The sequence below is a fragment of the Nakamurella sp. A5-74 genome (assembly GCF_040438885.1).
Classification (GTDB): domain Bacteria; phylum Actinomycetota; class Actinomycetes; order Mycobacteriales; family Nakamurellaceae; genus Nakamurella.
In genome coordinates, this window is record NZ_CP159218.1 from 2,251,937 (window position 1) to 2,275,950 (window position 24,014).

General features: G+C 66.7%; 22 protein-coding genes and 2 pseudogenes. 12 read left to right on the forward strand and 12 right to left on the reverse strand.

Translation table 11 applies throughout. The annotated features are described in order from the left end of the window. Window positions 1-122: 122 nt before the first annotated feature. Both ABLG96_RS10295 and ABLG96_RS10300 read right to left on the reverse strand, forming a co-directional pair. Window positions 123-758 (reverse strand): thymidine kinase, encoded by a 636-nt coding sequence (locus tag ABLG96_RS10295; RefSeq protein WP_353651462.1) that lies wholly within the window; start codon window positions 756-758, stop codon window positions 123-125. A gap of 430 nt (window positions 759-1,188) precedes the next feature. After that, window positions 1,189-1,956, reverse strand: coding sequence for a glycerophosphodiester phosphodiesterase (locus ABLG96_RS10300; protein WP_353651233.1), 768 nt, complete (start codon window positions 1,954-1,956; stop codon window positions 1,189-1,191). Window positions 1,957-2,006: 50 nt separating this feature from the next. On the opposite strand from ABLG96_RS10300, the gene ABLG96_RS10305 reads away from it, so the two are divergent. Next, window positions 2,007-2,405: a hypothetical protein gene (locus ABLG96_RS10305; protein WP_353651234.1), complete on the forward strand. Its 399-nt coding sequence runs from the start codon at window positions 2,007-2,009 to the stop codon at window positions 2,403-2,405. Window positions 2,406-2,606: 201 nt separating this feature from the next. Here ABLG96_RS10305 and ABLG96_RS10310 read toward each other — a convergent pair whose 3' ends face one another. Both ABLG96_RS10310 and ABLG96_RS10315 read right to left on the reverse strand, forming a co-directional pair. After that, window positions 2,607-3,809 carry an MFS transporter gene (locus ABLG96_RS10310; RefSeq protein ID WP_353651235.1) on the reverse strand — a complete coding sequence of 401 codons (1,203 nt, stop codon included), beginning with the start codon at window positions 3,807-3,809 and terminating at the stop codon, window positions 2,607-2,609. Window positions 3,810-3,995: 186 nt separating this feature from the next. Beyond that, complete coding sequence (locus ABLG96_RS10315; RefSeq protein WP_353651236.1) at window positions 3,996-5,021, reverse strand: PHP domain-containing protein; 1,026 nt, start codon at window positions 5,019-5,021, stop codon at window positions 3,996-3,998. 62 nt (window positions 5,022-5,083) lie between these two features. Here ABLG96_RS10315 and soxR point away from each other — a divergent pair, with 62 nt between their 5' ends. After that, window positions 5,084-5,545: a redox-sensitive transcriptional activator SoxR gene (soxR, locus tag ABLG96_RS10320; RefSeq protein WP_353651237.1), complete on the forward strand. Its 462-nt coding sequence runs from the start codon at window positions 5,084-5,086 to the stop codon at window positions 5,543-5,545. 94 nt (window positions 5,546-5,639) lie between these two features. On the opposite strand, the gene ABLG96_RS10325 is transcribed toward soxR, so the two are convergent. Together ABLG96_RS10325 and ABLG96_RS10330 are read right to left on the reverse strand one after the other, a co-directional pair. Beyond that, complete coding sequence (locus ABLG96_RS10325; protein ID WP_353651238.1) at window positions 5,640-6,884, reverse strand: IS110 family transposase; 1,245 nt, start codon at window positions 6,882-6,884, stop codon at window positions 5,640-5,642. Between the two features lie 297 nt (window positions 6,885-7,181). Then, window positions 7,182-8,162, reverse strand: a complete 981-nt coding sequence (locus ABLG96_RS10330; RefSeq protein WP_353651239.1) for a ribose-phosphate diphosphokinase — start codon at window positions 8,160-8,162, stop codon at window positions 7,182-7,184. A 174-nt stretch (window positions 8,163-8,336) separates the two neighbouring features. Here ABLG96_RS10330 and ABLG96_RS10335 point away from each other — a divergent pair, with 174 nt between their 5' ends. The 4 genes from ABLG96_RS10335 to ABLG96_RS10350 all read left to right on the forward strand — a co-directional run bounded on the left by ABLG96_RS10335 (window position 8,337) and on the right by ABLG96_RS10350 (window position 12,904). Then, the gene (locus tag ABLG96_RS10335) at window positions 8,337-9,680 is read left to right on the forward strand and encodes an MFS transporter (protein ID WP_353651240.1); all 1,344 of its coding nucleotides are present in this window, start codon (window positions 8,337-8,339) and stop codon (window positions 9,678-9,680) included. Window positions 9,681-9,869: 189 nt separating this feature from the next. Then, entirely contained in the window at window positions 9,870-11,420 is a 1,551-nt protein-coding gene (locus tag ABLG96_RS10340; RefSeq protein WP_353651241.1) for a GGDEF domain-containing protein, read from the forward strand. Between the two features lie 42 nt (window positions 11,421-11,462). Then, window positions 11,463-12,317: a tryptophan 2,3-dioxygenase family protein gene (locus tag ABLG96_RS10345; RefSeq protein WP_353651242.1), complete on the forward strand. Its 855-nt coding sequence runs from the start codon at window positions 11,463-11,465 to the stop codon at window positions 12,315-12,317. 233 nt (window positions 12,318-12,550) lie between these two features. Then, window positions 12,551-12,904 (forward strand): VOC family protein, encoded by a 354-nt coding sequence (locus tag ABLG96_RS10350; RefSeq protein WP_353651243.1) that lies wholly within the window; start codon window positions 12,551-12,553, stop codon window positions 12,902-12,904. Between the two features lie 473 nt (window positions 12,905-13,377). On the opposite strand, the gene ABLG96_RS10355 is transcribed toward ABLG96_RS10350, so the two are convergent. Then, window positions 13,378-13,773 (reverse strand): type II toxin-antitoxin system VapC family toxin, encoded by a 396-nt coding sequence (locus ABLG96_RS10355; RefSeq protein WP_353651244.1) that lies wholly within the window; start codon window positions 13,771-13,773, stop codon window positions 13,378-13,380. Window positions 13,774-13,784: 11 nt separating this feature from the next. Beyond that, complete coding sequence (locus ABLG96_RS10360) at window positions 13,785-14,021, reverse strand: type II toxin-antitoxin system prevent-host-death family antitoxin (protein WP_353651245.1); 237 nt, start codon at window positions 14,019-14,021, stop codon at window positions 13,785-13,787. Window positions 14,022-14,587: 566 nt separating this feature from the next. On the opposite strand from ABLG96_RS10360, the gene ABLG96_RS10365 reads away from it, so the two are divergent. Then, a complete protein-coding gene (locus ABLG96_RS10365; protein ID WP_353651246.1) occupies window positions 14,588-15,226 on the forward strand; it encodes a PAS domain-containing protein in 639 nt (212 codons plus the stop codon). Here ABLG96_RS10365 and ABLG96_RS10370 read toward each other — a convergent pair. The 3 genes and pseudogenes from ABLG96_RS10370 to ABLG96_RS10380 all read right to left on the reverse strand — a co-directional run bounded on the left by ABLG96_RS10370 (window position 15,166) and on the right by ABLG96_RS10380 (window position 17,431). Further along, window positions 15,166-15,603 (reverse strand): SgcJ/EcaC family oxidoreductase, encoded by a 438-nt coding sequence (locus ABLG96_RS10370; protein ID WP_353651247.1) that lies wholly within the window; start codon window positions 15,601-15,603, stop codon window positions 15,166-15,168. The two genes, ABLG96_RS10365 and ABLG96_RS10370, sit on opposite strands and share 61 nt — an antisense overlap. Window positions 15,604-15,714: 111 nt before the next feature. Beyond that, a pseudogene (locus tag ABLG96_RS10375) lies at window positions 15,715-16,720 on the reverse strand (sigma-70 family RNA polymerase sigma factor). 51 nt (window positions 16,721-16,771) lie between these two features. Beyond that, complete coding sequence (locus ABLG96_RS10380) at window positions 16,772-17,431, reverse strand: GntR family transcriptional regulator (RefSeq protein WP_353651248.1); 660 nt, start codon at window positions 17,429-17,431, stop codon at window positions 16,772-16,774. Between the two features lie 167 nt (window positions 17,432-17,598). Here ABLG96_RS10380 and ABLG96_RS10385 point away from each other — a divergent pair, with 167 nt between their 5' ends. The 5 genes from ABLG96_RS10385 (at window position 17,599) to ABLG96_RS10405 (ending at window position 23,757) form a co-directional block, all read left to right on the forward strand. Beyond that, the gene (locus ABLG96_RS10385; protein ID WP_353651249.1) at window positions 17,599-18,873 is read left to right on the forward strand and encodes an MFS transporter; all 1,275 of its coding nucleotides are present in this window, start codon (window positions 17,599-17,601) and stop codon (window positions 18,871-18,873) included. 32 nt (window positions 18,874-18,905) lie between these two features. After that, entirely contained in the window at window positions 18,906-19,658 is a 753-nt protein-coding gene (locus ABLG96_RS10390; RefSeq protein WP_353651250.1) for an SDR family NAD(P)-dependent oxidoreductase, read from the forward strand. A 30-nt stretch (window positions 19,659-19,688) separates the two neighbouring features. Further along, window positions 19,689-20,864 carry a mandelate racemase/muconate lactonizing enzyme family protein gene (locus tag ABLG96_RS10395; protein WP_353651251.1) on the forward strand — a complete coding sequence of 392 codons (1,176 nt, stop codon included), beginning with the start codon at window positions 19,689-19,691 and terminating at the stop codon, window positions 20,862-20,864. A gap of 135 nt (window positions 20,865-20,999) precedes the next feature. Next, complete coding sequence (locus ABLG96_RS10400; RefSeq protein WP_353651252.1) at window positions 21,000-22,442, forward strand: hypothetical protein; 1,443 nt, start codon at window positions 21,000-21,002, stop codon at window positions 22,440-22,442. 238 nt (window positions 22,443-22,680) lie between these two features. Next, window positions 22,681-23,757 carry a DNA polymerase IV gene (locus ABLG96_RS10405; protein WP_353651253.1) on the forward strand — a complete coding sequence of 359 codons (1,077 nt, stop codon included), beginning with the start codon at window positions 22,681-22,683 and terminating at the stop codon, window positions 23,755-23,757. 22 nt (window positions 23,758-23,779) lie between these two features. Here the strand turns inward: ABLG96_RS10405 and ABLG96_RS10410 are convergent. Next, window positions 23,780-24,010: pseudogene (locus ABLG96_RS10410) on the reverse strand (NPCBM/NEW2 domain-containing protein); the annotation flags it as partial. Window positions 24,011-24,014: the final 4 nt, after the last annotated feature.

Sequence of the window (24,014 nt, forward strand, 5' to 3'; positions counted from 1 at the left end):
GCCGCGTGCTCGGGCGGTCGCGTGGCCATCTCGGGTGCAGCCCGTGTGATGAGCGGGGGAGTGCGGGTCGAGCGGATCTGCGTGTGCGCGGGGTTGGTTCTCTGACGGTGAAGAGGTGGGTGTCAGGTGTCGATGAGGGGGATGGTGGCGTCTCCTGAGGATGGTCCGAGGTCGCCGGTGCGGTAGTGCTGTCGGCACAGCACCTGGTAGTGCACCTGCGTCGTTCCGGCGGCTGTGACTGTGTCGGCCACGACGACCTGTTCACCTGCCCTGGCGACCTGTCCGTCGATGATGCGGGAGTTGAACCGGCCGGGGCGGCCGCACCAGCAGAGCACCTCGACTTGCAGGGGTGTTGCTTCGTCGGCGAGTTCGAACAGGCGTCGGGATCCGGGGAACATGCGGCCGAGGAAGTCGGTGGCGATGCCGAAGGCGTAGACGTCGATCTGGGTGTCGTCGACGAGTTGGGCCATCTGTTCGATCTGTTGCTCGGTGAAGAACTGGGCTTCGTCGACGATCAGGTAGTCCACGCGTGTCCCGTCGGCCCATGACTGCCGGACGAGGTCTCCCAGGTTGGTGCCTTCCGCGACCTCGACTGCTGCTTTGGTGACCCCGATGCGGGAGCTGATGCGCGGCTCGTGGGATCGGTCCATCTTGGTGAGCAGTAGACCGTGTTGTCCTCGGCGTGATCTGTTGTAGTCCAGTTGGAGCGCAAGAAGTGACTTGCCGCAGTCCATCGGGCCGTAGAAGAACTTGAGCATCCCGGACCCTCCGGGAAAGCGGTGATGACCGGTCGTCTGCTCGGTGTGCTCGGCTTGGGGCTGCGTCACCGTTCGGCCGCTTCCCGGGAGTGAGTGCCAGGCGAAAATCGCATCTCCTGGTCTAGATTCTCAGGCATGCAACAGACCGGTGGTGGGATGCGCCCGGGTGAGACCTGTGGCGATACTGGCGAGATCGGGCCGGGCTGTGGTTGAGCAAGGGCCTGGGGCCTCCACCGCTGTGAAAAGGATTTCACGCCGTTTGCGCAGGTCACCGTGCTGGCACCCCACTCGGAGCGGCTGTAATCCAGCTGCAGCGCAAGGAGGGACTTACCGCAGTCCATCGGGCCGTAGAAGAACTTGAGGACTGCTGATGCGCCCAGCGAGCGGCGGTGGCCGGCGGCCGGAACGGCGTCGACGCCGAGGAGGTCCGTCACCGCCAGAGCCCTCGCTCCCGGTAGACCGACCTGAGCACGTCAGGTCGGTCGGTGATGATGCCGTCCACACCCAGATCGAGCAGGCGCCGCATCTCGGTGGCCTCGTTGACCGTCCATACGTGCACCTCGATGGAGCGGGTGTGAGCGGCCTCGATGAAGCGGCGGGTGACCAACGGGACTCCGCGGGCGCTGACCGGCACCTGAGCCGCCACCACGCCGGCCTCCGGTAGCCGAGCACGGTCGAACAGTCGCGGCGCACGCAGCAGCCGCAGCACCTCGGACGGGGCCAGCGAGGTCGCGACCGCGGGTCCCAGGATGCTGCGCAGGCTGGTGAGTCGTCTGCCGGAGAACGAACCGATGCAGACCCGGTCGTGGGCGCCGGTGGCCAGCAGTGCATCCAGCAGCGGACCGGTCACGGCATCGGACTTGGGATCGACATTGAGGTAGGTGTCCGGGAATGCCTCGAGCACCTCGACGAGTGTCGGGATGTGTTCGCGGCCACCGATCAGGATGTCGGACAGCTGGGCGAGGGTGTGAGCGGCAATCGCTCCACGCCCGGTGGTGACGCGGTCGAGCCGCACGTCGTGGAACGCCACCGCAACACCGTCGGCGGTGGCGTGGACATCGGTCTCGAGGTAGTGGAATCCTTCGTCGACCGCGCGCCTGAAGGCGGCCATGCTGTTCTCCAGACCCGCCATCTCGCCGAGGTGCCACCCCCGGTGCGCCAGCCCCCGGGGGGCCGCCGGGTCGAGGTAGCGGGTCATCGGGTGAGTCTTTCACTTCTCCGACCCCGCGAGGTCCTACGGTGGCTGTCATGGTGCGCAGCGCTTCCCGGACCGGACCTGCCGGGCCCGATCTCGAGCAGACCTCTACGGTGTCGACGATCCGACGCCAGGGTCCGCAACGGTGCCTGTGGTGCGGTCGCGAGGTGGCCGCCGGCAGCAGCGTCGGCAGGCGGCGGCGCTACTGCGGGCAGTCCTGTCGGCAACGCGCCTACGAGAACCGGTCCGCAATGCAGCGCACGGGCATCCCCGAGGATGCGGTGATGTTGAGCGCCGATGAGCGGGACTCGTTGAGCGACAGGCTGTTCCAGGTGCGGTGCGCCGCTGAGGACGTAGCTACAGCGCTGGCCGAGCGGGCAGGTCCGGATGAGCTGTCGGCTCTGGTCGAGGTTCTGCTGACCGCTGCCAGGGAAGCCGAGGTCTTGCGCTGAACCTCGGCCCCGCCTGCTCGCACTGCGGCGGCGCCACCCGGTCGGTATCGGGGGGTGTCGCGAGTGCGTCGGTGGTGGGACCGGCGGGCACAGGGTCTGCGGCCGCCGCGCGGGCGGGCTCGGCGGCGCGATCGCCCGTCGGAGCGGTGTCCCGAACTCCGACTTGTGCCAACCCGCGAAACACCGGAACGACCACCGGCGTCAGGGCGAGTGCGGTGTAGCCGACAGCGCAGACCAGCAGCGTCGCGGTGACGCCGATGAGACTGAGCAGGACCCCACCGAGCAGTGGTCCGACCGCGACCCGACCCATGCCGTGGCGCGGATCGTGCCCAGTACGCGAGCCAGCAGAGGGACCGGGATGCGTTCGTAGTAGACCGCGCCCAGCACCGGGTTCACCATTCCCAGCGCCACGCCGCCGAGCAGAACGATGGCTCCCACCACCAACGGCATCCCGGACAGCGCCGGAGCCAGGAACATCGGCGGGCCCCCGACGAGAAACCCGATGACGAACATCCGGAAGCGCGGCAACCGCGATCCCCAGGTCGCGGTGATGATGCTCCCGGCGACCTGACCCAGACCGAGCGCGGCGAAGATGACTCCGAGGGCGCCGGCAGCCACCCCCCGGTCCAGCGACCACGCCTGCAGCAGGACGCCGCTCAACGCCGCGGCGAACAGATTGGTGCTCGCGCTGACGAGCACCAACGCTCGGACGAGACGGTCCCCACCGATGAACGCGAAGCCGGCTCGCAGTCGAGTGCGATAGTTCTCCCCGTCGTCGGCGCGGCCGCGGGTGCCGGAAGAGTCGCGGACACCGATCGAGCGGATCGAGGCGAACATCGCGGCGGCCGCGAGGAAGCTGATGCCGTCCCCGAGGATCACCACGGACGGACTGGCAACCGTCAGCAGCAGTCCACCGAGCAGGCCGCCCACGACCAGAGCAGCTCGTTGGGCGGTGTTGTTCCAACCGGACGCCCTGGACATCGTCACCGCGCCGGCAGCAGCCAGCACCGGGACGAGGGCACCGCTCCCGAGGTCGGCGAGCCCCCGCGCGAGGCCGGCGAGCGCCAACAGCACGCACAGCACCCAGAGCTGGGGAACGGCGCCGAGGAACAGCCAGGGGACCAGGCACACGACCGCACCGGCGACCGCGTTGCCGACCGTCGAGACCCGGCGGAATCCGAGCCGATCGGCCCAGGGCCCGCCGAAGAACTGCGCCAACAGGTAGGGCGCGAGCTCGAAGAACGCGACCACACCCGCGTCCCGGCCGCTGCCGGTCACACCCAGCACGAGCAACGGGACGGCGATGGCCGTCATCGCGGTACCCGTGACCGACACGAATGAGGCAGCCACAGCGGTCCCCAGCGGCAGAGCCGTGCGGGAAACATTCTTGGTAATGCTGTCCATGCCGCGCCCTCCCGCCGGGATCATCGTAGGGTCGTCGGACCCGTTCGGCGTGCGGCGACCGGCCTGTTCACCCGGATCTCCAAAGGTATGCCCCGTCGGCCCCCCATCCGTGGGTCCGACCGTACGTTCAGTCACCGACACCCGCCACCCGGACGGTGCACCGTCCGATTTCGCGGAGGAAGCCCGTCACTCCGAGTGACTCCACTCGAGGAGGGAGTCCATCGGCCAGGTGGTCACGATGCGCTCCGGGGTGACGCCGTGCTGGACCGCGCGGTCGGCGCCGTAGTTCAGGAACTCCAGCTGTCCGGGGGCGTGCGAGTCGGTGTCGATCGAGAACAGGCAGCCCAGCTCGACGGCGCGGGTGAGCAGATCGTCCGGCGGATCCTGGCGCTCCGGACGGCAATTGATCTCCACGGCCGTACCGGACTCCGTGCAGGCGGTGAACACCGCGTCCGCATCGAACTCCGACTGCGGTCGGATCACCCGGGGACCGAGCGCCATCGGCTCGACCCGGCGCCCGGTGCAGTGGCCGAGGACATCCACCAGCGGGTTGCTGACGGCAGCGATCATCCGTCGCGTCATGGCCCGGGACTCCATCCGCAGCTTGCTGTGCACCGATGCGACAACGACATCGAGGCGGGCCAGCAGATCGTCGTCCTGGTCGACGGTGCCGTCGATGTTGATGTCGACCTCGATCCCGGTCAGGATCCGGAACGGGGCGAAGTGTTCGTTCAGCGCTGCGATCTCGTCGAGCTGCGCTTCCAGGCGGTCGCGGGTGAGCCCGTGGGCGACGGTGAGCCTGGGGGAGTGGTCGGTGATCACCAGGAACTCGTGCCCGAGGGCCCGCGCCGACGAGGCCATGGTGGCGATGTCGGCGCCGCCGTCACTGGCGACGGTGTGGCTGTGGCAGTCGCCGCGCAGCTGCTGCCTGAGCTCGGCGCCATCGCCGAGCGGCACCCGGGTCTGCTCCTCGAGTTCGACGATCCGGTCCGGCACCCGGCCGGCGGCGGCCTGCTCGATGACGCTGGCCGTGCTGGGCCCGATCCCGGGGACGTAGGTGATGGTCCGGTTGTCGATCCTGGTCCGCAGTTCCTGCGGATCCAACGCCTCCAGCGCCGTGGCCGCCTTGAGAAACGCCTCGGAGCGTCGGGAGTCGAGTCGCCCCCGGTCCATCAGGTACGACACCCGGCGGAGCGCTTCGATCGGATCCATGGACAGATCCTAGCGAGCCGCCCACCCGCGTCGTTCAAGTCGACTTGAACTATGCTGCTGCGATGGAATCGTCCTTGACGATGGGCGAGGTGTCGAGCCGCAGCGGGCACGCACCTTCTGCGCTCCGGTTCTACGAGAGCCGGGGGTTGATCGAGGCCGATCGGACCTCCGGAGGTCAACGGCGTTACCGCCGGGATGTGCTGCGCCGCTTGGCGTTCATCCGTGCTGCCCGTCATGTGGGTCTGACGCTCGGGGAGATCGGGGTCGAGTTGGGGCGCCTACCCGGCGGACGTCCGCCGAGCGCGCAGGACTGGGCGCAGATCTCGCGGAGTTGGTCCGCCAGGATCGACGAGCAGATCGTCGCGCTGCAATCGCTGCGGGAACGGCTCACCTCGTGCATCGGTTGCGGCTGCCTGTCGCTCAAGGCGTGTGTGCTGTCCAACCCCGACGACGCGCTGGCACGGACCCCGGGAGCTAACGGCGCGATCCTGCTCCCGGCCCTGCTGCGGGCGCCGACAGACTGAGCGGGCCGTTCGACACAGGACGGGATCTCGACTCCTGCGTCGCTCGATGAGCGAGAACTCCGGTGATCGAGTGCCCTGTGTCTACCTCTGGTTGTCAGGCGGCTTGTTGTTGGGTGAGTTTCTGTAGCGCGCCGTGCTTTGTGGGGTTGTAGGCCTCGTGGTTTTGCCAGCATCGCCAGATCACTTTGGTCCAGGCTCGGGCGAGGACGCGGATGGCGTGTGGGTGGTCGTGGCCGCGGGCGATGGCCCGGCGGTAGGTGTCTTCGGCCCAGGGATTGGCGTGGCGGGATCCGTCGGCGAAGTCGCACAGTGCGTCGCGTAGTTCGCGGTTGCAGGCGAATCGGAAGCTGATGGTGGTGACTTTCCCGGATTGGCGGGTCGATGGGACGACGCCGGCGAGGGCGGCCAATGCGTCGGGGGTGGGGAAGCGGCCGCGGGCGTCGCCGATCTCGCCGATCAGGCGGGCGATGCGCAGTGTCTTCACTCGTGGGAGGGACGCGAAGACCGCGGTGTCGGGGTGCAGGGTGAGCTGTTGGGCGAGGTCGGTTTCGAGGGCGGCGATCTGGGTGATCAGCGCTTGCAGGATCGCGACGTAGGCGCGGGTCGTGGCGGCATGGGTGGCGGCTTGCGGTCCGGTGACACCGCGGGCCGCGGTGGTGAGGCGCTCGTGCAGTACTGCGACATCGGTGCCGCCGCTGTAGGACATGTGTTTCAGCCAGCTCGCGAGGCGTCGTTCGGTGAGCTTGTCCGCGTCGGTTTGGGTCGTGAACTTGGTGAGGAACTGCAGGCTGATCGGTGAGTCCAGCTTGCTGAAAAGACCTGCGGCGCCGGGAAACACGAGGTGCAGGTGCGCGGCGAGTTGGTTGCACACCGCGATGCGGTGCGCGACGAGGTTGCGGCGGGCACGGGTCGTGGTGCGCATCGCGCCGGTCGCTGCGCTGTCCCGCTGCAGGGGTGTGAGCCTGGCCCGGTCGGTGCGGATCGTGTCGGCCAACACGAACGCGTCGTACCGGTCGTCCTTGTTCCCGGCGGAGCGGTAGCGGGAACGCAGGTTCTTCACCTGCGACGGCGGGATCACCAGCACCGTCAGTTCAGCTTGCAGCAGCGCTTCGACCACTGGTCCGTCACCTCGTTCGATACCGACCTCTTCCACGCCGGCGGCGAGCAGGACTTTGATCAGCTTCCGCAGGCCGGGGGCATCGTGGGTGATCACCACCTGGTCGATCGCGGTGCCGGCCTCATCGATGATGCACACCGCGTGGTCGGTGCTGGACCAGTCGATCCCGGCCCATCGGCGGTCCTGGACCCCTTCGGTCGAGGGATGCGAAGTGGTAGTCATGTGTGGTTCCTCGCTGTTCGTAGCAGTGAGCAACACCCGGTGGTCCCGGGACGCCATAGCCGGTGGCTCATTGGTTGGCGCTCGCGGCGCATAGCCCTGTAGCCGGTCTGGGCGTCCTGGGCCACCGGACCTCGCAACACTCGATCGGGACCTCGAACAACGGGTCTTGCAAGCAACGGCGATGATCCGGTGGTACCAGGAGCTATCGACACCATCCGGGTATCGACACCCACCATGGTGGATCAATGAGCAAGCGACGAAGGAGCGCGACGAGATCCCATCCGATCTCGATCGGTGTCAGAACAGCGACTGCCCGCTGATCGGTCCTTGCTGGTTGAACAACGCGCTGACCGACTCGCCGTCGTGGATGCGGCGCATCGCCTCGGCGACCGCCGGTGCGATGGACAGGATGGTGAGCAGCCCGTTCCCTGCGGCCACCTCGGTCGCCGCCAGCGGCACGGTGTTAGTGCAGACGACCTCTGCGACCTCGGGATGCTGGGCGATCCTGCCGAGTGCTCCGGCGGCGAACAGTCCGTGGGTGCAGGCGATCCGGATGGCACCCGCGCCCTGTGCCTTGAGCACCCGCAGCAGCTCGATCACCGTGCTGCCCTTGGCGATCTCGTCGTCCAGCACGATGACGTCCCGACCGTCGATGTCGCCGATGACGGAGGTGATCGCCACCTTGTCGTCGGCGAAGCGCTGTTTGGCGCCGGCAGCCACCGGGCACCCCAGCATGCGGGCAAAGCTGGCCGCCTCCTTGGCATTTCCCAGATCCGGGGACACCACGATGGTGTTGCGGAGGTCGTACTGGACGAAGTGCGCGGCCAACTCGCGCAGCGCATGCAGGTGATCCACCGGGATGGAGAAGAATCCGTGCACCTGGGGGGAGTGCAGCGTCATGGTCAGCACCCGGTCCGCACCTGCGGTGGTCATCAGGTCGGCCATCAGCCGGCCGCCGATCGAGATGCGCGGCGCATCCTTCTTGTCCGATCGCGCGTAGGCGTAGTGCGGCATGACGACGGTGACCCTGGCCGCGGAAGCTCCGCGGGCGGCGTCGATCATCAGCAGCAGCTCGACCAGGTGCTCCTGGACCGGAGCGACCAGCGGCTGGATCAGGAACACGTCCCGTTCCCGGCAGTTGGCGTTCAGCTGCACTTCGAGGCAGTCGTTCGCGAACCGGGTCAGGGTGGACGGCTGGAGCGGGATGCCGAGTTCGGCGCAGATCTCGGCGGCGAGTTCACGGTGGGCGCTGCCGGAGAACACGGCGATGTCGCGCATGGGGTGAACGCTAGCGCATCGCCGGCAGGAGCTCACCGGGAGACCGCTGCGGGTGGGAAGACCGACCGCACAGGGGTATCTTCCCAACCGGCCCACGTTGTCGGAACCCCAGTTCTGTCCCTCGACGGTGCGGGCGATCACCGGCGATCGATCGACTCGAAGGAGCACCCGGACGTGAGCGAACAGAGAATCAGCGCTGATCCACAGATCGGCGACCGCGTCTACCGCAAGGTGACCCGTCGTTTGCTGCCGGTGATGGGGCTCTGCTACTTCCTGTCCTACCTGGACAGGACGAATGTGGCGATCGCCAAGATCGGCGAAGGGTTTCCGCCCGAGATCACCGACGCGGTGTTCGGGCTGGGATCAGGGCTGTTCTTCATCGGCTATCTGGTCTTCGAGGTCCCGTCGAACATGGCGATGCACCGCTTCGGTGCGCGGATCTGGATGACGCGGATCATGGTCACCTGGGGAATCGTCGCCTGCTGTCAGGCGTTCATCTCCGGCGCCACCAGCTTCTACGTCATTCGCATCCTGCTCGGCGTCGCCGAAGCAGGATTCTTCCCGGGCATGTTGCTGTACATGACGTACTGGTTCACCCAGCAGCAGCGGGCGAAGATCGTCGGGTTGTTCATGGCCATGGTGCCGCTGTCGACGGCGCTGGGTGCACCGATCGGCGGACTGCTGTTGAAGATGCACGACTTCCTCGGGTTGGACGGCTGGCGCTGGCTGTTCCTGATCGAGGGGATCCCGACAATCATCCTGGGCGCGATGCTGTGGAAGCTGCTCACCGACAGACCGGAGCAGGCCGACTGGCTCGAGCCGGAGGAGAAGCGTTGGCTCACAACAACTCTCGACGAGCAGAACCGGCGCACGGAGAGCACCTTCAAATACACTGTGCGGCAGGCCTTGGTGCAGCCGCGCATCCTGCTCCTGTCGCTGGTCTACTTCGGGCTGGTGACCGGTCTCTACGGGATCGGGTTCTGGTTGCCGACGATCATCAAGGGGCACCTGTCGAACGACAACTTCGTCATCTCGCTGTACACCGCCATCCCGTACGTCATCGGCACCGCCGCCATCATCTGGTGGGGGAAGGTGGTCGACCGCAGCAATGAGTACGTCTGGCGCACCGCAATCCCGTGCGGCGTCGGGGGTCTGGCGCTCATGCTGACTGCACTGTTGTCCTCGAACCCCTGGGTCGGGTACGTCGGCATGTGCATCTGCGCGATCGCCGTGGTGATGACGTTCCCCGGCTTCTGGCGGCTGCCGTCGGCATTCCTCACCGGGGCCGCGGCGGCGGCGGGGCTGGCGATGATCAACTCGCTGGGCAACCTGTCGGGCTGGGCGGCACCGACGTTGGTGGGCAAGGTGAAGCAGGCCACCGGCGATCCGAAGTGGGGGCTGATCGCGATCGGGATCAGCATGGTGGTCGCCGCGGTGATCGTGGTGTTCCTCAAGTCCGCACCGACACCGCGCGGGGGCGAGACCATCGAGGCCGGGTCCGAGGACACCGTCAGCTGATCGGTGCCCCGCACGCCTCGAGCTGCCGCGCAGACGAACCCCGCGGCCCGCGCAACTCATGACCCAGACTGCAACGAGTCTTCGTGACTGGGCACGCGCCCGCAGCGGCGGCGGTACCGTGTCTGTCCGGAGAGGCGCAGGATCTCACTCGTCCGTGCATCGCGCTCCAATGACGGAACGAGAGGGGCAGTGGACGGAAACGATGCCTGGGACGTGCTGCTCGCAGCAGACACCACTGGGTCCTACGAGGCAGCCCTGCTGAGAGCTGATCGCTCACTGGCGGCGTCCCGTCCGGGCGGTGATCCCGCGGCGGACCTGGGGTGGATGCTCGTACGCATCTCGAGCCTGCACCTGTTGCAGCGCCATGGTGAGGCGACTGCCGAGGTCGAACGGATGATCACAGCAGCGACATCACCGCACTGGCGGGCCCTTGGTCTGTCCTGGCGAGCTCTCGTGAACCATTTCGCTTCGCTCGGGCAGGTGGAGATCGCCACCTCGGGGCGAGCGGACTCGGCCCTGGACGACCTTGCCAGGGCCACGCAACTCATGCTCGCGTCGTCCGGTGCAACGGACGCTCGGGTGGTGGCGTCCGCACACAACGCTCTGGGCAACGGGTTCTGGTTGCTCCGATTGTTCGAGTTCGCCGAACCGCACTTCGCGGACGCAGCCGCCGTCGCAGGACAGCAGCACCAACCGAACTTGTCGGTGAAGGCGCTGCTGAACCATTCGATGATGCAGTTGGAATGGGCCAACGAACACAAGCAGATGAACGACGAGGCAGCGGCCCTGCCACGGTACGAGGTCGCCGCCGGGCTGGCGCGCCGCAGCCACGTGATCGCACAGGAGCACGGGCTGCACCAGATGCAGCGCCGGGGCCGACTGTTCGAGGCGGCTGCAGCTGTCCGGTACGCCCCGACGAGCAGCATCCTGGAAGAGCTCACCGACCTCGCGCGTCACGAATGGGTGCCGACGGCGCACCTGGCCGTTCTGCAGGTAGCGATGTCCCATGCGCATCTTCGGCGCGGCGATCACGAGGCCGCGCTGCGGTGGGCCCGCGAGGCTGTGGCCCTCACCGGCGACAAGGTCGGCGGACCGGCGTCCATCCAGGCCTATGAGGCCCTTGCCTCAGCAGTCCCGCCGTCGCAGAGGTCCGCTGATCTGCTCAGCTACGCCTTCGCGATCGCTCGCCACCGCTGGCGGGACCGCCAACAGCTGGTCAGTGCGGCGCGGGCCTCGATGGACTACGAGCGGGTGGCCATGCAGGTGCACATCTCCGACCAGCTGTCCAGATCCGATCCACTGACGGGATTGGGCAACAGACGCGCGCTCGAGCAACACATCTCGGCCTGGTCGTCCGATCCGGCTGGACCACGTACCGCACTGATCCTGGTAGCCGATGTCGACGGTCTGAAGCTCATCAACGACACCCACGGCCACGCGGCCGGCGATCGGGCGATCACCACCATCGCCGACCACCTCCAGCAGCAGTGCGGCCCCGAAGCGGTCATCGTGCGCTGGGGCGGAGACGAGTTCGTGGTGGTGGTACCCGACACCGCTGACGCGCAGGCAGAGGAGGGACTCCTGGAGCGCTTGATCGATGGCGTCGAGCCCGAGCGTCCGGGGTCTGCGAGCATGTCGGTGGGATGTGCAACCGGGCTGCTGTCGGCATGGGAGACCGTCCTGAAAGCGGCCGACGCCGACATGTATCGCCGCAGGATGAAGCTCCGTCGCAACCGGTGAGGGAGTTTGTCCTCGACGTCCCTCCGTGACATGGTGCGGTCCATGGATTCCGGCGCCGGCACCCGTCCGATGGAGGACGGCGTCGTCACCGACCTGTCCGGCTCGATGAGCTACGCGGAGTACCTGGCACTGCCCACGCTGCTGAGCGCGCAGCGTCCGGTGAGCCACCCCGAGCACCACGACGAGATGCTGTTCATCGTCCAGCACCAGACCACCGAGCTGTGGTTCAAGCTGGTGCTGCACGAGTTGCGCGCCGCCGTCGAGGCGCTCGACGCCGACGACCTGGGGCGCGCGCTCAAGGGCGTGGCACGGGTCAAGCACATCCAACGCACGCTGGCCGAGGCCTGGACCGTGCTCGCCACGCTGACCCCGAGCGAATATCTCGAGTTCCGCGACTCGCTCGGCGCGTCATCGGGGTTCCAGTCCGCGCAGTACCGGGCGGTGGAGTTCATCCTCGGCAACAAGGACCCGCGGGCGATGACCGTGTTCGAGGACGATCCGACGGCGCACGCGCACCTGACGCACCTCATCGGGGCGCCGACCTTGTACGACGCGTTCTGGCGTCACCTGGCCAGGGCCGGACTGGCTGTTCCGGCGTCCGTGCTCGGACGCGATGTCCGTGAGCCCTGGACGCTCCGGCCCGAACTGCTCCCGCTCGTCATCGATGTCTACGAACGACCCGGTGATCATTGGGAGACCTATGAGGCGTTCGAGGAGCTGGTCGATCTCGAGGAGAACTTCCAGCTCTGGCGGTTCCGTCACGTGCGGACCGTCACCCGCATCATCGGCGGCAAGCGCGGTACCGGTGGGTCCAGTGGCGTCGGATACCTCAACAAGGCATTGGAGCTCACCTTCTTCCCGGAGCTGTTCGCCGCGCGGACCGAACTCGGGCGATGACAGGTCTGCAGTGGTGAACGGACGATAACCGCTGAGATCTGCTGCAGGGCAACAAGAGTCACGTCGGTACCGTCCGGACGATGGCGCCGCTACCCACCCTAGTTCCGTCACTGTGACGTAATGTAGGAGGATGACGGGGATCGGCTGTTCCAGTAGTGGCACGCTTCGGGTCGACACAGATTCACCGCGGGTGCAGGATCCTGGGTCAAGAGCCGTCGAACCGAGAGGTACCGATGAAAGCACTCCGAGTCATCCCCAACATTCCGGTCCATGACGCGGCGCAGGCCCAGGAGTTCTTCGGGGAGTTCCTGGGTCTGAGCAACGTCGAGTTTGACCTGGGTTGGGTGACCCGGCTGACATCGCCGGATTCCGACTCCGAGGTCCAACTGGTGACGCGCGATCTCACGTCACCCGAGGACTCGGTGATCTCGGTGATGACCGACGACGTCGACGCAGCCTACGCGGAGGCGCAGACCCGCGGCTACGACATCGTGCATCCGTTGACCGACGAGGCATGGGGTGTGCGGCGGTTCCTCGTGAGGTCGCCGGACGGATGTGTGGTCAACATCGTGCGTCACCACACCTGAGCCCATCGCCGATAATGTACATTATGTCAACCAAAGCTCTGCGTATTGCATCTGATGCAACTTGATGGACTCTGCTGCGCCTCTCCCCGCGTCACGGTCCAGCTGCTCGACGTTGTCCTCGTGGCCCTGACCGACGAGGCGATCTCTTTACGATGTCTCATACGTGGGCGGAATCGGAACAATCCTGTCCGATCAGCCGGCTAAGTGAACATTGAGTTCGTTCAGCTCGTCCCACGCCACTTGATACGCCGCATACCTCGTTGTTGTATAGCAATCGTCTCCATGATTCCTGGCGACGTGAGTTCCGAACGCATATCCGCGTATGAACACTGGCCCACCACTGTCTCCAGCAACCTGACGGACAACTGATATGGGGTGGCCTGCTGTCAAGTAGCAGGGTGAGGCGCCTGCCGTCTCCCCGATCAATTCCAGCACCTGGAGATTCGACATGGTCTGACAGTGACGGCGGAGTGTCAACGGTCCGGATGAGGCACCACCCGGACCTCGAGGCCCTCGATCCCCGAGAAGTCGTTCGGGTTGCAGGTGTGGATCGGAAGGTTCTCCGCCAGAGCCGAGGCCGCAATCAATGCGTCATACGCACGCGCTGCGGGCTTCCGACCTGCGGAGCGCAATGACGCTGCCACCCGGCCGAATGCACGCGCCGCCTCGGGTCCGAAAGGCACGGTGTCGAAGTCGGATTCGGCCTGCTGGAGATGTGCTTGACGGGCAGCGCGTTCGCTGGACGTACGGGCGACGTGAGGGCCGACTGACAGTTCTGCCAAGGTGATCGCGCTGATGACCGAGTCGTCCGGCAGGGCGGACGCATCGGTGAGCCGTCCGAGGAGAATCACCGTCGACGTGTCCAACATGCCTCGGCCGGTCACAGCGTCGCGTCCAGCACTTCGTCGAGATCGGCCCGCAGGGCGTCGGGATCCACGACCGGCAGGTGACGTCGCCGAGCGATGAGGTCTGCCGGCGATGGGCTGCGGCGGGTACGTGGCCGCAACTCAGCAACCTCGGCGCCATCGCGCGTCACCACCATGGCCTCGCCGCGGACGACGCGGTCGAGGACCTCTCCCCCGTGATTGCGCAGGTCTCGGACACTCACTGACTCCATCTGCCCGAGTGTATCACCGGTGAGACGCAGGGGCGCTGGGAGCCTTTCTGCACGTCCGCCCAGCTGCGGCGCCGATGGTCAGCGTGAATCCAGGATTCGGATCGTGCTCGGCGCCGGAGCGGGGCTCTGGGTTGCGCTCGCGATCGCCAACGCGCTCGTCGCCACCGGACAAGGCCCCGCTTTCCGCAGCCCGCAAGCCGAATCAGATCGACCCGACCCGCAGCCGTTCCGTGGTCGAGTCGACGAATCCCTGCTGGCAACCGGCAATGTTCGAGGTCGCACTGTCGCTCGAGGCCAGTTCAGGGACTCATGGAAGGCATCCGAAAGCTCTGGTCGGACTGTCAGGCGAGCCCCAGCAGTCCGATCCCGGTCACGAGGGCGTGGACGATGGCGCTGCAGGCGGAAGCGTCACAGTTGAGGCATCACCGATTGTGTCGGGTGGCGCCTGAAATCTGCCTGGGTGGCACGCCCTTCAGCGCGGAGCGGTACCACTGACGCCTCGGATTCTGCCGGAGCGACAGGTCCTGGGGTTGGCGAGCCGCCGCTGCGGATGCACACTGTGCCTCGTGACCGAACTTGCAGGATGGTCGACCATCCCGCCCGACGCCTTGCCGTTGGTGCTGATGCGCGCGGTCGCCGCGGCTCAGAGCATCACCATTGCCGACGCCGGCTCACCGGACGCCCCGCTGGTGTACACCAACAAGGCGTTCTTGGAGCTGACGGGATACGACTCCTCCGCGGTACTCGGGCGCAATTGCCGGTTCCTGCAGGGTCCGGACACCGACCCAGCCGCGGTGGCCGAGCTTTCCGAGGCGGTGCACGCCGGGCGGGAGGTGTGCACTGTCCTGCTCAACTACAGACGCGACGGCACGCCGTTCTGGAACGAGGTGACTGTGACTCCGGTGCAGGACGCCGATGGCCGCATCAGCCATCTCATCGGCTACCAGGTGGATGTCACCGAACGAGTCGAGCACGACGCGCACGTGTGGAAAGCCGTGGACGCACGGCACCTCATCGGCCAGGCCCAGGGCATCATCATGAGAGCCCACGGTGTCGATTCCAGCACGTCTTTCGACGTGCTCCGCCGCCTGTCTCAACAGTCGAACACCAAACTCAGCGCCGTCGCCGCCGAGATCGTCAGCACTCACAAGCTCCCGACCAGCGCGGACCCGACCTGGCCAGGCGACAGCACCGGGCTGTTGTGATAGGCGGCAATCATCCACCGGCGATCCCGCTTCTCGAGAACCCAGGTGCAGTTCACCTTGCCCGCGTCCGGGACCTCGGTTTGGCCCGCGAACAGGATGCCGGACTCGCTGACCACAATCGCGCCGTCGCGGCCGACGAATCGGATGCTGAGCAGATCGTTGGAGATCGAGCTGCCTTTCAGGGGCCCTGCGAAGCCGAGGGCCATGTTCTCGCGGATGGAGTCACGGCTGTTGCGAAGCGATCCGGTCACGATGGCGGTCGCATCGGCGGTGTACCTGGCGACCATCCCGTCGGCGTCCCCGGCCTCCCATGCCTTGTAGGAGTCGACCATCACGGCCTTGATCGCGGCCCGGTCTTCTGCACGACTGTCTGACATCGAATTCTCCCTGGTGAGCGGCTCGCCCGAGGTGTCCGGCGAACTCACCAATACGTACCGGCCGTGCAGTCGGAATTCATCGCGTCGGCGGAAAGAGATGTTGAGCGTGGACTACCTGCCGTCCCCGAGGTGGACGTCGCCTGGGGCGTCGAGTCGGGGCGCCAGACCGAACGATGCGAAGACCTCGGGCTCCTGGAACACCGAGTTCCGGCTGATGCCCTGGGTGGTGACGGTGAAGATCTGGAGCGTGTGCAGCTCGTACCCGGCCCCGACGCGTCGGTAGGCGGCGAATCCGGGTTGGCCATTGGCCGCGACGGCCTCCAGGTGCCAGTCCGTCCCGGCCTTCTCGAAGACCCACTCCATGAACAGTCCGTAGTTGCTGCGGCCGACGAACCAGTTGAGCACCGGCGGCATCTCCATGAGAACGTCCTCGGTGAGCAGCCGCTTGAGACCCTCGATATCGGCGTGCTCGAACGCTTTCATGTAGCGATCGACCCAGGCGCGCTGCTCGGCCGCGGAAGGTTCGCTGAGAGATTGCTGCCGAACCTCGAGCCCCCGGAGCCGGGTGCGCGCCCGTTGCAGGGAGCTGTTCACCGACACGGCCGTCGTGCCGAGGATCTCCGCTGTCTCGGAGGCGGAGAAGCTGAGCACGTCACGCAGGATCAGCGCCCCGCGCTGCCGCGCCGACAGGTGCTGCAAGGCGGCGGCGAATGCCAGGCGCAGGCCGCTGCGGTCGATCACCACCCCGGCCGGATCGCCCGCTTCCAGCATCGCGTCAGGTAAGGGCTGAAGCCACGCGGCGTTCTCTCCAGGGACGAGCGGACCGAGCGGGTCCGACGCCGCCACCAGCCCCGAAGGCAGGGGCCGGCGGCCGCGGGCCTCCAGGGCGGTCAGGCAGGCGTTCGTCGCGATCCGGTAGAGCCAGGTGCGCAGTGAGCTGCGGGTGTCGTCGTACTGCTCACGCGCCCGCCATGCCCGCAGGTAGGTCTCCTGGACCAGGTCCTCGGCGTCATGAGCCGAGCATTCGATAGCAGTACGCCAGCAGCTCCCGGCGGAACGGTTCGGCCAGACGATCGAAGCCCTGTTCTCTCACCGTCACGCCCACTCCCCTCCTCATCTCCTACCGAGCCCGCCACAGACGCATCCGCCCTGCTGCGGGCGTGTGCACCTATGGCTGAGGGTCGAACTCGAGGCCCGCTTGCGATTCAGCGTGATGGCGAGCGGCTGCGGCGGCTGCAGTGCCGTCCCCGGCTCTGACCGCGTCCAGGATGATCTCGTGCTCTCGCACCACGCGGGCCCAGTTGTCCGTGGTGAGCGGATCAATGACCCGGTAGCGACGCACTGCCAGCAACAGCGCTTCATCGATCTCGCCGAGGATCGCGTATCCGGTCATGGCCGCGAGCCCGGCGTGGAACTCGGAGTTGAGATCTGCCAGAAGTTGGTGTCGGCCGTTGGCGAGCGCCGCACTCATGTGTTTGTGTACGACCGCAAGGCTCCGGACGCTCGCGACCGACGCGTTCTGAGCGGCAAGTCTGGCGATGAGCGGCTCCAGCTCGGCGCGGGCGAGGTAGGCACCGTTGAGCTGACGGATGTCCACCGCCGCCACGGCGGGGCCGGCGTGCTGTTTGTTGGTGACGAAGCCGAGCGCTTCCAGTCGACCGATTGCTTCGCGGACCGGAATCTTGCTGACTCCGAGCTCGCGGGACAGTTCGTCCATGCTGATGCGCTGATCCGGCTGCAGGCGCCCGTCCAGGATCCTGGCGCGGATCAGGTCGAAGACCTGATCGGTCTTGCTCGGAAGCACCGGTAGTGCTGAAGATGACGCCATGCGATCAATATACGATGCGCTGCGGCTTGACCCGAGACGTATATCGGATACTATCGTCCGAGACGTGAGGGCTCACGTCAGTCTGCAAGGAGGTAGACGGTATGACGGCAGCAGCGCAGCGCTCGGCAGGAAAGGGGACCACTCCCCCGCGCCCGGACCGACGAACCATGGTCGCCAGCACGATCGGCACTGTCATGGAGTGGTACGACTTCAACCTTTATGGTCTGGCCTCTGCGCTCATCTTCGGGCCGCTGATCTTCGGCACGTCCTCGGTCGGAGGCACTCTGGCCTCCTTCGCCACCTACGCCGTTGGCTTCGCTGCTCGGCCCATCGGCGGCGTCATCCTCGGCCACCTGGGCGATCGCGTCGGACGCAAACGCGTCCTCATCCTCACGATGTATGGCATGGGCATCAGCACCGCACTTCTGGGACTGCTGCCCACACATGCCCAGGTCGGAGTGCTCGCTCCGATCCTGTTGGTGGTGCTGCGGATCGGGCAGGGCATCGCAGTCGGCGGCGAGTTCGCCGGCGCCACCCTGCTGACGATCGAGAACGCGCCTCCCGGACGCCGTGGTCTGTTCGGATCGATCCCCGCCATGGGCACCGGAGCCGGTTTCGTACTGGCGAGCGCGGTGTTCGGACTGGTGTCGCTCCTGCCCGATGATGTGTTCCTGACCTGGGGCTGGCGGATTCCGTTCTTCGTCAGCATCGGATTGGTCGTGTTCGGTCTGTGGTTGCGGCGCGGCATCGAGGAGACCGCAGCCTTCTCGGAGGTACGGGAGACGGACACCCGCGAGCGTTTCCCACTGCTCACCATCATCCGCACCCAGCCTTCAGCCGTACTCCGCACGATGGGTATCACAGTGTCCGGGTTCGTGTTCGGCTACAGCGTGCAGGCCTTTGCGGTCAACTACGCGGTGAAGACCGTCGGCGTCAGTCGCAGCCTGATGCTGTGGGGTATCGCGCTGGCCTCCGCGCTGGAGATCATCGCCATCCCGTTCTGGGGCTGGCTCTCGGACAAGATCGGCCGCAAGGTGATGGTCTCGATCGGCCTGGTGTTCACCGTTGCCTACATCTTGCCGTTCTTCGCCCTGCTCGAAACTGGCAAACCGGGCCTGATCATCCTCGCGCTGATCATCGCCCTGCCCATAGCCAAGGACATGGTCTTCGGACCGCAAGCAGCCCTGGTGGCGGAGCAGTTCGATTCCCAGGTGCGCTTCAGTGGAGTCAGCGCCGGCCGCGAGGTCGGAGGCGCGATCTTCGGCGGCACGGCACCTTTCATCGCCACCGCCCTGGTCGCCGCCACCGGCAGCACCGACTCCATCGCTTTCTACATCATGGCGGCCTGCGTGGTGACCCTGGTGGCCGTGCTCCTGGGTAGGGAGACGTCGCGGGGGTCCCTGCGTGGCGCAGCCCGTGAGGCTCTCGACACTGCCCGCTGAAGAACGACGACCGCGTTCCGGGAGGACACATCATGAACCGACCGCACCAGCGGGTGGCACTGGTGACAGGAGCGGCCCGCGGCATCGGGCTGGAGATCGCAGCCGAACTGGCCCGTTCCGGAATGCTGGTTGCGCTGGCTGATCTCGGCGACTCCGCGGCGGAAGCGGCACAGGCGCTGCAGCACAGCGGGTTCGAGGTCATGTCTGTGACCATGGACGTCACTGACGAACCATCCGTTGCCCACGCGGTCGCCACCGTCACCCGACGATGGGCAGCACCCGCCGTGCTGGTGAACAACGCGGGTATCAGTCGGCCGGCAGCCACTCTGGACACCGGCCTCGATGACTGGAACCAGGTGCTGGCAGTGAACCTCACCGGACCGTTCCTGTGCTCGCGAGCGTGCCTGCCGGCCATGCAGGACGCGGGCTGGGGCAGGGTGGTGATGATCTCCTCCTTCAACGCCAAGTCCGCACCGGTCAACGGTGACAACGCCTCCTACGCCGCTTCCAAAGCAGGGCTGACCGGACTGATCCACAATCTCGCGGTCGAGTTCGGACCCTCCGGCATCACGGTGAACGGCATCGCCCCCGGAATCGTCGACACCGCATTGCTCCGACAGGCCCACACCCCTGAGCGACGGGCCGAACTGGTCCGCCGGCTGCCGGTCGGCCGATTCACCACCCCCGCCGAGATCGCCGCGACCGCAGCGTTCCTGGTGTCCGACGGGGCAGCATCCATCACCGGCGAGATCGTCAACGTCAACGGCGGGCTCTATTTCGACTGACCGGGCACGCCACCCGGACGAGAGGACACCATGACCATCGACCCGGTGCGCATCGCCAAGATCGAGGCGATCGCACTCACGGCCACCTTCGACGACATGTACTCCGGCGGCGGTGAGGTTCCGTCCTGGCTGAGGTATCCGGCGGCGAGCCACAAGGTATTGCCGCGCCGCGGTCAGTTCGCCACCCTGGTCAAGGTGCACGCCGACGACGGCACCGTCGGAATTGGCGAGTGCTACGGCCTGCCCTCACCACAGGTCACCGCGACGATCGTCGCGGAGGTGCTCACCCCGTTGCTGCTCGATCAGGATGTGCTCGCGACCACCGCTGTCTGGGAGCGGATGTACCAGGGGCAGGCGGCCGGTGGTCACACCCGCGGCTTCTACCTCGAGGCGATGGCCGGGGTCGACATCGCCCTGTGGGACCTCAAGGGCAAACTGCTCGGCGAGCCCGTCCACCGGTTGCTGGGAGGCCCGGTGCGGGAACGGATCCCGTGCTACGCCAGTCCCGTTGCACTGCACGAGGATCCCGACGTCACGGCTGAACAGGCTCGCGGATACGTGAGCGACGGGTTCCGGGCGATCAAGGTCAAGATCGGTCGGGGTGCCCGCGAGGACGGCCGTCATCTGCGCGCTGTCCGCGCCGCTGTCGGCGAGGACATCGAGATTCTGGTCGATGCGAACTGCGCCTACACCTTGGATGCGGCCACCGCTGTCGGCCGAGTGCTGCGGGAGAACGGGATCAGCTGGTTCGAGGAACCGCTTCCGGTCGACGACCTGGCAGGGCTGGCCGAACTCAGACGCCGGACGGGCCTGTCAATGGTGAACGGCGAGACCAATTTTACCCGGTTCGATCTCCGAGAGTGTTTGGCGCACAATGCCATCGACGTGTACATGCCCAACATCGCACGCTGCGGAGGGTTCACCGAGGCCCAGCGCATTGTTGCGCTCGCCTCGGCGCATCACGTCGACATCGCACCCCACGGTGTGGGTTCGGGCGTCAGTCTGGCCGCGGCATTACAACTGTGCGCGGCCACCCCGAACCTGCGGACCTACGAGTACAACCGGCTGCCCAACGCGCTGCGCGAGGCCCTGCTGGTGAACCCGCCGACCTTCGCCGACGGTCAGCTGCACGTCCCGACCGGTCCTGGCCTGGGCATCGAACTCGACGAGAACGTCGTCGACCGATACACGGTGTACCGACGATGACCATCACCCTGCTGCAGGCTCTCGAGGCCATGGGACCCTCGACGGTGGTCGTCACGATGGGATCCGGCGGCTCTACGCAGCCGTCCGGCCCCTCGAGCGATAGCCGGTCAGTCAGATATCGGATACTATGAATCGATGACCGATGACCAGCGTGGATTGTCCCGTCGTTCCGTCCTGCGAGGTGCGGCCGTAGGTGGGCTCGCTACCGCGACCTCCCTCGGCGGCGTCGGCGTGGCTGCCGCGGCCGACATGTACCGGATACGACTCGACCAGCCGCGACAAACTCTGTGGGGCTTGGGATTCGAGATCCAGTCCGACTCCATCGGGTCCGGTAGCAGTGGTCTGCCCGCTTCGACCAGCTCGGTTCCTTTCGACCTGACGGCGGCCGAGCGGGACCGTCTGGTCGAGCAGATGCTCAAGGTGCGCCCCGACCGGGGATTTCGCTATTGCCGCCTGGCCCTGGGCCTGTACTTGCGGGGCACCAACGCCGCCGGCACCCAGATGACCGAGCGGTTCTCCGGTCAGGCAGCAGGACTTGCCTCGTTGATCGCCGATGCGAACATCGAAGGGGTCTCGGCCGAGTACTGGTCTCCCGCCCCCGCCTGGAAGAGCAACAACTCATTCATCGGCGGAACCCTGCGAGCTACCGACGGCACGTTCCTGGATCAGTTCACCTCCGCGCTGGCCACTGACGTCCGCTACCTCCGCGACCACGGCATTCCCGTTCGCATGTGGGGCCTGCAGAACGAACCGGAGTACTCCACGTCCTACAGCAGCTGCACCTACACCGACGAGCTCTATCATCAGACGTTCCGCCGGGCGGCCCCGAAGATTCACGCGATCGACCCGAGCATCATCGTCACGGCCGACAGCTCGAACGGGTGGTCCGGGAAAGGATCCGCCCAGATCCTCGCCGACCCGACCACGCTCGCGCAGGTCGACGCTTGGACCTATCACCGCATCGGCTATGACAGCAACTACCAGATCGACCACGACTTCGTCGGCCCTGCCCGCGGTAAGACGGTGTTCAACAACGAGTTCGAGTACTTGGACAACAACCTTCGCTGCGTCAATACGGCCCAGTCGATCATGAACTGGATGACCTTCCAGAGCGCACCGACCTGGTTCTGGTTGCACGCCCTCAAACCCACGACCAACAGCGAGTCACCCGGCTACGGACTCGGTTACTGGCGTCCACCTTCGGACACCGACTTCAGCCGTTTCCCCGACATTGCTCCCGGTCATTGGGTCTTCAACGATGCCAACTGGAACGCCGTCGCAGGCTTCGTGCGCTTCATGCCCTGGGACTCACGGCGCATCCAGGTCGACGAACCGGCCGTCCTCAAGGACCAGCGGATCATGGCCTGGACCACCCCGCAGGGCAAACCTGTGTTCGCCGTGACGAATCGCAGCACCACGCAGTCCTTCAGCTACACCGTCGACACGTCCACCTCGAGCGGATTCTCTGGATTCCGCTACGGCCCGACCACCAACACGCAGCCACTGGGCAGCAAGCCGGGCCCGGTACTCAACATCACGGTGCCGGCTGACTCCATCGAGTTCTGGGTTCGTAACTGACTGCAGAACGGGAGCCGGCGCTGGGCAGCAACGTGCCGGTCCGCAACCGGTCGTCGGAGCACCACGATGCACCGGGTACCCGAGGGGTGGGAATGCTGGATGTCGTGCTGATCGTGGTGCTGGCCGTCGCCGGCAGCTTCGCGTCCAACGTCCTGCCTGATCGGGGACGAGCCCCGGCTCTCCCCCACCTCCTCGCCGACTGTGCGTGTTCCTGGGGACCTGCCGTCAGAATGATGCGATGACGCCCTGGGTGTTGCACGTCGACATGGACCAGTTCCTGGCGGCGGTGGAGATTCTGCGCCACCCCGAGCTGGCCGGTCTGCCGGTGGTGGTCGGTGGGCGGGGTGATCCGACCGAGCGAGCGGTGGTGTCGACCGCGTCGTACGAGGCACGGGCATTCGGGGTGCATTCCGGGATGCCGCTCAAACTCGCCGTCCGGAAGTGTCCGGACGCGGTGTTCCTACCGGTGGACTTCCCCGTCTACGAGGCTGCATCCGCCGTCGTGATGAGCACCCTGAAAGCCTTTCCCGGCGCCGTCGTCGAACTGCTGGGCTGGGACGAGGCGTTCGTCGGTATCGATTCCGACCATCCGGAGGCGACGGCCCGCGGCCTGCAGGCAGCGGTGTTCGAGGCGAGCGGGCTGCACTGCTCGATCGGAATCGGCGACACCAAGGTGCGGGCGAAGATCGCGACCGAGTTCGGCAAACCGCGCGGGATGTACCGACTCACCCGCGACAACTGGATGGAGGTGATGGGCGACCGGCCGACCTCCGCACTGTGGGGCGTCGGCAACCGGATCGCCCAGCGAATGGCCGGTCTGGGGCTGACCACCGTGCGCCAGCTCGCCGGGTCGCCGGACCTTCCGCTGGCCGCCGAGTTCGGACCCAACACCGGGCCGCACCTCGGCCGTCTCGGCCGCGGCGAGGGCAGCGCCGTCGTCGACGACACCCCGTGGATCGCGAGGGCCCACGGTCGAGAGACGACCTACCAGCAGAACCTCCGGTCCCCCGACCAGATCGCAGTGGCCATCAGGACTCTCGCCGACCAGGTCGCCGGCGACATCGGTGCCGAGGGTCGAGCCGGTAGGAGGGTGCACCTCAAGGTGCGGTTCGCGCCGTTCTTCACCGTCACCAGGGTGCGCAAGCTCGCCGAGCCCACCTTCGACGCATCGGTGTTGGCCGCGACGGCGCTCGAACTGTTGCGGGAACTGGCCGACGACCGACCGATCCGGCTGCTCGGGGTGCGGGCGGAGATGGTGCCACCACCCGGCGGTTACGACCCACCCCGGACGCACGGCCGCCGGGGTGGGCCTTGAGTCGCGCTGGCGGGCACGGGCCTCAGGTGCAGCTCAGCGTCGGCATGGCCCAGTCCGCATGGTCCTGACCGTTGCCGTCGCCGCCGTCGCCGACCACCAGGCTGATCACCTGTGCGCCAGTGACATCGAAGTCCAGCGCGGTCGCTGCCTGGCGCCCCTTGACCACCGGAGTGGTGGTGAGCACCCGACCGTCCGCCACCACGCTGAACGTCACCGTCCCTGCTCCGCCGGTCTGGTCGTCGACGCCTGGCACCGGG